The sequence below is a fragment of the Corynebacterium sp. HMSC058E07 genome (assembly GCF_001809885.1).
In the GTDB taxonomy this organism is placed as follows: domain Bacteria; phylum Actinomycetota; class Actinomycetes; order Mycobacteriales; family Mycobacteriaceae; genus Corynebacterium; species Corynebacterium macclintockiae.
In genome coordinates this window covers 23,671-29,952 of record NZ_KV799236.1, presented here as the reverse complement: position 1 = coordinate 29,952, position 6,282 = coordinate 23,671, and the positions used below count along the sequence as shown (strand labels likewise).

Annotated in this window: 6 protein-coding genes and 1 tRNA gene; 4 read left to right on the top strand and 3 right to left on the bottom strand. The window is 57.3% G+C overall.

Annotated features, from left to right (window positions below; all coding sequences use genetic code 11):
- Positions 1 to 4: 4 nt before the first annotated feature.
- Positions 5 to 532: an MFS transporter gene (locus HMPREF2678_RS09930; protein ID WP_083303381.1), complete on the bottom strand. Its 528-nt coding sequence runs from the start codon at positions 530 to 532 to the stop codon at positions 5 to 7.
- An 83-nt stretch (positions 533 to 615) separates the two neighbouring features.
- Positions 616 to 1,086, bottom strand: a complete 471-nt coding sequence (locus tag HMPREF2678_RS09925) for a cupin domain-containing protein (RefSeq protein ID WP_080716062.1) — start codon at positions 1,084 to 1,086, stop codon at positions 616 to 618.
- Between the two features lie 101 nt (positions 1,087 to 1,187).
- On the opposite strand from HMPREF2678_RS09925, the gene HMPREF2678_RS00725 reads away from it, so the two are divergent.
- The gene (locus HMPREF2678_RS00725) at positions 1,188 to 1,664 is read left to right on the top strand and encodes a MarR family winged helix-turn-helix transcriptional regulator (RefSeq protein ID WP_034980842.1); all 477 of its coding nucleotides are present in this window, start codon (positions 1,188 to 1,190) and stop codon (positions 1,662 to 1,664) included.
- Positions 1,665 to 2,445: 781 nt separating this feature from the next.
- On the opposite strand, the gene HMPREF2678_RS00720 is transcribed toward HMPREF2678_RS00725, so the two are convergent.
- Positions 2,446 to 2,528: transfer RNA gene (locus HMPREF2678_RS00720), tRNA-Leu, on the bottom strand.
- Between the two features lie 392 nt (positions 2,529 to 2,920).
- Between HMPREF2678_RS00720 and HMPREF2678_RS00715 the strand changes: the two genes are divergently transcribed.
- The 3 genes from HMPREF2678_RS00715 to HMPREF2678_RS00705 all read left to right on the top strand — a co-directional run bounded on the left by HMPREF2678_RS00715 (position 2,921) and on the right by HMPREF2678_RS00705 (position 6,282).
- Positions 2,921 to 4,081: a DUF3662 and FHA domain-containing protein gene (locus tag HMPREF2678_RS00715; RefSeq protein ID WP_070550520.1), complete on the top strand. Its 1,161-nt coding sequence runs from the start codon at positions 2,921 to 2,923 to the stop codon at positions 4,079 to 4,081.
- A 147-nt stretch (positions 4,082 to 4,228) separates the two neighbouring features.
- A complete protein-coding gene (locus HMPREF2678_RS00710) occupies positions 4,229 to 4,726 on the top strand; it encodes an FHA domain-containing protein FhaB/FipA (RefSeq protein ID WP_070550522.1) in 498 nt (165 codons plus the stop codon).
- A complete protein-coding gene (locus HMPREF2678_RS00705) occupies positions 4,723 to 6,282 on the top strand; it encodes a PP2C family protein-serine/threonine phosphatase (RefSeq protein ID WP_070550519.1) in 1,560 nt (519 codons plus the stop codon). The genes HMPREF2678_RS00710 and HMPREF2678_RS00705 overlap by 4 nt, the downstream gene beginning before the upstream one ends.

The following is a 6,282-nucleotide window of genomic DNA, read 5'->3' as shown; positions in this document are numbered from 1 at the left end:
ATGCCTAGGAACAAAACCCGGGGCACTTCAATCTCCAACCAAAGTGTTGACCCCCTAATGCACCAAGCGGGACTCCAAAAGCTAAGGCGAAAGGCTGCCCAAAACCGATAATGGCAAGTGCGCGACCTTGGTTTTCCGAACTGACTATACTCCGAGCGTAATTTGCCACAAGGCCCCAAACGACGCCTCCAGCCATACCGGCAAGAAACCTAGCAAGAAAGGCTAACCACAAATACGAAGTAATAGCAGTGAGAGCGTTGAAAACGCCAAGCCCCATGATAGCTATAACCAAAAGACGCTTACGCGGCATTTTTCGAGTTGCTGTCATCACCGGTATTGCAGCCACCACAGATCCAGCTGCATAAGCGGTTAGAAACTGTCCTACTTTTCCCGTTGTCGTTCCAAAGGACTCACCCATATCAACCAAAACCCCCGTAGGAATGGTCTCGGTCATTATGGCCAAGAAAGCGGCAAACGCTAACCCTGTCAATTGTAGGACTGGTATATCTGCTTTCGATTTCCGATTCGACATGATTGGCAATAATCAATCTTCCTAAAATGCTCGCAGTCCGGTCTCCCTACATCCGGAGTGCAATCAACGTAGATTCTGGCTCCCTATCCTCCTCTATGCGCTTTCCAATCTTGTGCTTCCACAAAATACGTATCGAATTCATCTTCTCGACGGGCAAGCTCATCTTCAGGCGCCTTGCCACTCATTATCCCTCCCAAGATACGGAAATACTCAAACCTCTCCACACCGGGTGCGATAGTTACCAGTACATCCGCATCGCTACCCTTAGCGGCTCCAAAAGCATGAGGAACACCCGGAAGAACCAATGCGCAATCACCCGCACCTAGCTGGTAAATGTGGCCATCCTCCCAAAACTCCAGTTCCCCTTTAGTGACGTAGAAGAACTCACACGAAATCTTATGAAGATGTGGAACGGCTCCCTCACCCCCATCAAAAAGTTGAATATTTTGTACACTCACATGCCCTTTTGCATCCGAGGCATCCACCAGCAATCTTGCCTTCGGAAGGCGAGAGGAGGAAGCATCTGCCACTATTTCGGGTTCAGAAATTAACATCTTAAATCTCCATTGGTTGTTCGCTGACGAACTATATAGTTCGCTACCGAACTTCTTTTGTCAAGCGCTACACTAAGTTTCAGCAACCCGAAAGGAACAAAATGGACCCCATCTCCACAGCCATGAACAAATGGACGAGGATAAATCCCCACGTCGATGTGGATGCAATGGAAACAACCCTTCGCCTCACCCATCTGTTAAGAGCAATCAAAAACGAAGTGACGACCATCCATGAACAAGCTGAATTAGCTCCGGGCGACTTCGATGTTCTAGCAACGATCCTCCGCCAGGAAAACATCACCCCGGGACAACTTGCACACGCCCTACTTCTGTCAAAGGCCGGTATTACCGGAAGACTTAACAAGCTCAAAAAGCAAGGACTCATTGATGAAGAAATAAATCTTAGCGATAAGCGAGGAAAAACTCTGACACTAACGCCAGAAGGACACGACCGAATAATGTCCATCGTTGAAGCCCATGCCACAGCTGAGCGAAAAGCCCTCAACCACCTGTCCAGTACACAACAGGATGAACTGCTCGAATTGCTACGATCTTGGAGCAAAGAAAGCCCAGTCTAAACGACAGGATGTGTTGGCGAGGTTAGATGGTTGGCCATTCTGGCGTGCTAGCTACCTTGGTTCACGATGAGAGGATGAGTTAAGGATCCTCCTCGATCCCCCATCTGTAGCGAGGTGTGCACCAAACACGAAATGACAAGTGCTGGTCGCCAATGATGGCGATGCCGCACTTGCAAGGCCACCCTCACCCGCGTCAACGACGACGCAGTACAGTCCAAACGGCTCCGCCTTTTCATCTTTAGGCTCATGTGAGGCCACAGCCTAGCAGAGCCAGCTAAAAACTGTGGAGTTTCACTGCGAACTTTGCAACGCCGCTTCAAAACGTTCTGGCTTATCTGACCTCCCCTAAGCGTTGAAAAGCAGCGAATCTTCTTCGACGGCACCTACTTCAACGCCAAGGTCCTTGTCGTGGCCACTGACTCCTGCCGTGTCACCAACTGGTTCTGGTATACGAAAGAATCCTCCTGATCCTGCATGCGCTTGCTGGACGAACTAGCCCTACCAAAACTGGCGACCTGTGATGAGGATTCCGGAGGACTTGAGGGACTACGCCACCTGTGGCCGAAGACCCCTGTTGAGGGTTAAAGGATAAAAAGTGCGTCCGCGTCCCTACGTAACCGTTGAACACACCTCACAAACCACCACATCATAGCTCCCCGAAAACTGTTCCCTGCACTTACAATCCTCGACCAGTAAAGTTTAGAAAAAGAAAGAAACCGGAAGTCACGAACCCATTCGAGTTTGTTACTCCCGGTCTCGCAGTTTGTTCAACTGCTTGCTGTGGGCGAAGGGGGACTTGAACCCCCACGTCCCGAAGGACACTGGCACCTGAAGCCAGCGCGTCTGCCATTCCGCCACTCGCCCGAGTGACTATGTAGGACACATGGTCTTCACCACAGTGTTTACACTGTCTTGCCTGCTAAAGCTCAACATTCCGAACTGGAAGCGATGCTCGCTGGCAACGAAATGAAACTCTAGCACGATGCATGCGCGCTTCCAAAAATCGTCTCTGACCTGCTAGAAAGTGCACGATACCCGGCATTGCCCCTATAATGGCCAACTACACACTCGCACAGTGACTGATTTTTCGCGCATGTCTGCCTCGTGGACGTACTCGCAGCGACGGGGCGCGACTTGCACAGCACAACCTGCCACCCGGCGCCTGGGCAAACTGCTGACCAGCTGTTTCGCCTACGGCGCTACAGGCATGCGACTGCATTAGAAAAACACAGGATGACACAGGAGGACTACGGACAATGAGTCTGTTTGGACGTATCAAGAAGCTCGACAACTCGCTGCAGCGCGGGTTGGATAACGGCTTCGCACGTGTCTTCGGCGGCGAGGTTGTCCCGACCGAGATCGACGAGGTTCTTAAGCAGTATGCAGAGGAATCCGTCATGACAGATGCCCAGGGTCAGCGCCTGGCGCCCAGCTACTTCCAGGTTTTGGTCAGCACCCGCGATTACGCCAGCCTCACCGAGTCCCGCCCGCGCCTGGCCGAGGAGATGGGCGATCGCCTCAGCCGTTTCATCCGTAATCAGGGCTGGCGAACTAACGAGCCGGTCAAGGTGAATCTTTCTGCCCACGAGGGCCTGCACTCCGGCCAGATGCGCGCCGACGCGCGTTTCGATGTGCCTCGCGCTGCCGACGACGCTGATCACCCGGCGTGGCCGTCGTCGCAGTCCGGCGAGCGCTCTTTGGTGTCGCAGGATTATGACGCCCACAGTCACAACAGCAACCCGATCAACAGAACTGACGATTCGGGCGCGGGCAGGTCTCTGGGAGATTTGGTCTCGCCAGCGGAAGCACCGAACCAGGAAGGCAGCGCCGGTAATGAGTTTTCCGGTGCAGCCGGAGCGACAGGCGCAACTGGCGCAGCCGGCGCCGCGGGACTCGGCGGGGCCGCAGCCGTGCACCACGCCTCCCCGGATTTCGCCCGTAAGCAGTCGGAGAACCAGCCTCAGCAGCCCAACCAACCAGCCCAGCCACAAGAGCAGTCACCAGCCCAGCCACAAGAGCAGGTCGCCGACAATTTTGAGCACCCAGCCAGCTACCCGGGCACCGAAGTCATCGCGCAGACCACACCTTCCCCCATCCGCGGCGGCGAAGGCGCGGGCGAGGGCGAAGGCGAGCTAAAGGTCACCCTCACCCTGCACGACGGTTCGGATCGCACCTATGAACTGCGCAAGGGCAGCAACATCATTGGCCGTGGCAACGGGGTGGATCTGCGCATTCCCGATACCGGTGTCTCCCGCCAGCACGCGGACATTACCTGGGATGGCTTCGATGCCATCCTGACGGATCTACAGTCCACCAACGGCACGTCCGTCAATGGCACTCCGATCGAAAATTGGCTGCTGGCCAACGGCGATGTGATTTCGATGGGGCACTCCGAAATTGGGGTTGAGTTCCACTAACGCCCCCGAATCGAATCCTTTTTCTTTTCTCGTCTACTCCTCCGGGGTCATCTAAACTAGGCTATTCACATACACATGTGGCCCACTGGCCATGTGCAGCCCTGCTAGTCGAAGCGCTAGCCGACCTTGTTTGAGGAGTTGAAAACCGTGCAGACCACGCTGCTTTTGCTGGTCAAGATTGGCCTGCTGCTTTTGCTGTGGTTCTTCATCTGGATGACAGTTCGCTCCCTCAAGAAGGATGCAGACCGAACTTCCGGGCTCGCCCCGGCCGGAATGGCACCGGTCGCTGCGGGTTATGGGCCGCCCATGAACGAACCCTCGTCCTCCGGTTCCGCTTTCCGCAGGCACAAGGCCCCCCGTTCCCTGGAACTGACTTCTGGTCCATTGACCGGCACCACGCTAAACCTCAAGGGCTACGAGGAAATCTCCATCGGCCGTTCGCAGTCTTGCACTTTGGTCTTGGAGGACGATTTCGCCTCCGGTTCCCATGCCCGCCTGATCCACCGCGGATCCGATTGGTACGTGGAAGACCTCGATTCCCGCAACGGCACGTGGGTAGGCAACGAGCGCCTGGACCAGCCCGTTAAGCTTTCCGCCGGTATGGAAATCCGCATCGGCCAGACCCACGTGAGGATGGACGCATGACCGACGGCACGAAAGGCAACGCCGGCGGCCCCGCCGACACCGGCTCCACACTGAACTTCGCGGCGTGCTCCGACCGTGGCCTGGTCCGCGGCAATAACGAGGACTCCGCCTACGCCGGCCCACACCTGCTGGCCCTGGCCGACGGAATGGGTGGCCACGCGGCCGGCGAGGTTGCCTCTCAGTTCCTCATCAATGCGCTCAGCCCCCTGGATTCCCCGCTGATCGACGAACCCGACAACCGCGATCAACTGGAAAACCTGCTGGCCACGGCCACCGATGAAGGTAACCAGGACATCGCCGCACACGTCGACGAACACCCGAACCTCGATGGCATGGGCTGCACCCTGACCTCCATGCTCTTCCGCGAGGACGAAGTGGCCATTTGCCACATCGGCGATTCCCGCGGCTACGTGTTGCGCGACGGCAATCTGCGCCAGATCACCAAGGACGACACGTTCGTCCAGTCCCTCGTCGATGAAGGAAAGCTCGCTCCCGAGGACGTCAGCAGCCACCCGCAGCGCTCCCTGATCCTCAAAGCCCTGACCGGCCGCCCCGTCGAGCCCACCCTGTGGCGCGAAAAGACGCAGGTCGGCGATCGATTCATGCTTTGCTCCGACGGACTTTCGGACCCGGTGAGCCCCGACACGATCCGCGAAATCCTCTCCCACGGCACACCGGAAAAGGCCGCCCGCAAGCTCGTCGAAATGGCGCTGCGCGGTGGCGGCCCCGATAACGTCACGGTCGTTGTCGCTGATGTTGTTGGGTTCGACGCCGACTCCAACACCCCCACAGATCCGGAGCTAACCCTCCCACCCCGCCCGGTGTTGGCGGGCGCTATTGCGGGGGAGGCAACGGATATGCCACGCCCGGATTCTTCGGCGGCCCGCGCAGCGGCAATTCAGGGACTATCGACGACGACGGCGTCACCAAAAAAGGACGAAGAAGACGAAGCCGAACCAGCGACACCCGGCGTAACCCGCACGGCGGCCCGCACCGAAGGTCGCGATGACGGAAAGGGCGCCGGCAAGTCCGGCAAGACCGATAAACCCAAGAAGTCCCGGCGCGGCCTGTGGGTTACCCTCGCGATCGTCCTAGTCGTAGTGCTGGGCGCAGCCGCGGCGGGCTACATCACGTACCAACGGATCAAAGACACGTACTACGTGGCGGAGGAAAACTCGCAGATCAAGGTTATGAACGGCACCGATGCCTCTGTGCTGGGTATAAAGCTGAACTCCGTTAAACAGGACATCTGCCTGGAAGACGACGGCACGGCAAAGCTAGTGGATCCGGGCGCGGGCGATGACTGCCACCTGTTTACGACCTCCGACCTCACCCCGGCAGCGCGGGGCGCGCTGGAGGATCTGCCGGAGGATTCCTACGAGAAGGTTGAAAGCCAGGTGAATCGGCTGGCGGAGCAAACTCTGCCGGTGTGTGTGACGCGGGTGCCTTCCGATAAGGAAAGTAAGAAGGACGACCGCAACGATTCGGAGCGCCGCAGCGGCGGCGATCCGGCGGACCTCACGACCCCCGGAGTGTCCTGCCGCGAGGTGAAGTAG

Bases quoted from the DNA above. Each gene is read 5' to 3' on its own strand.
- HMPREF2678_RS09930 (WP_083303381.1), bottom strand. From the start codon at position 532: ATGTCGAATCGGAAATCGAAAGCAGATATACCAGTCCTACAATTGACA.
- HMPREF2678_RS09925 (WP_080716062.1), bottom strand. From the start codon at position 1,086: ATGTTAATTTCTGAACCCGAAATAGTGGCAGATGCTTCCTCCTCTCGC.
- HMPREF2678_RS00725 (WP_034980842.1), top strand. From the start codon at position 1,188: ATGGACCCCATCTCCACAGCCATGAACAAATGGACGAGGATAAATCCC.
- HMPREF2678_RS00715 (WP_070550520.1), top strand. From the start codon at position 2,921: ATGAGTCTGTTTGGACGTATCAAGAAGCTCGACAACTCGCTGCAGCGC.
- HMPREF2678_RS00705 (WP_070550519.1), top strand. From the start codon at position 4,723: ATGACCGACGGCACGAAAGGCAACGCCGGCGGCCCCGCCGACACCGGC.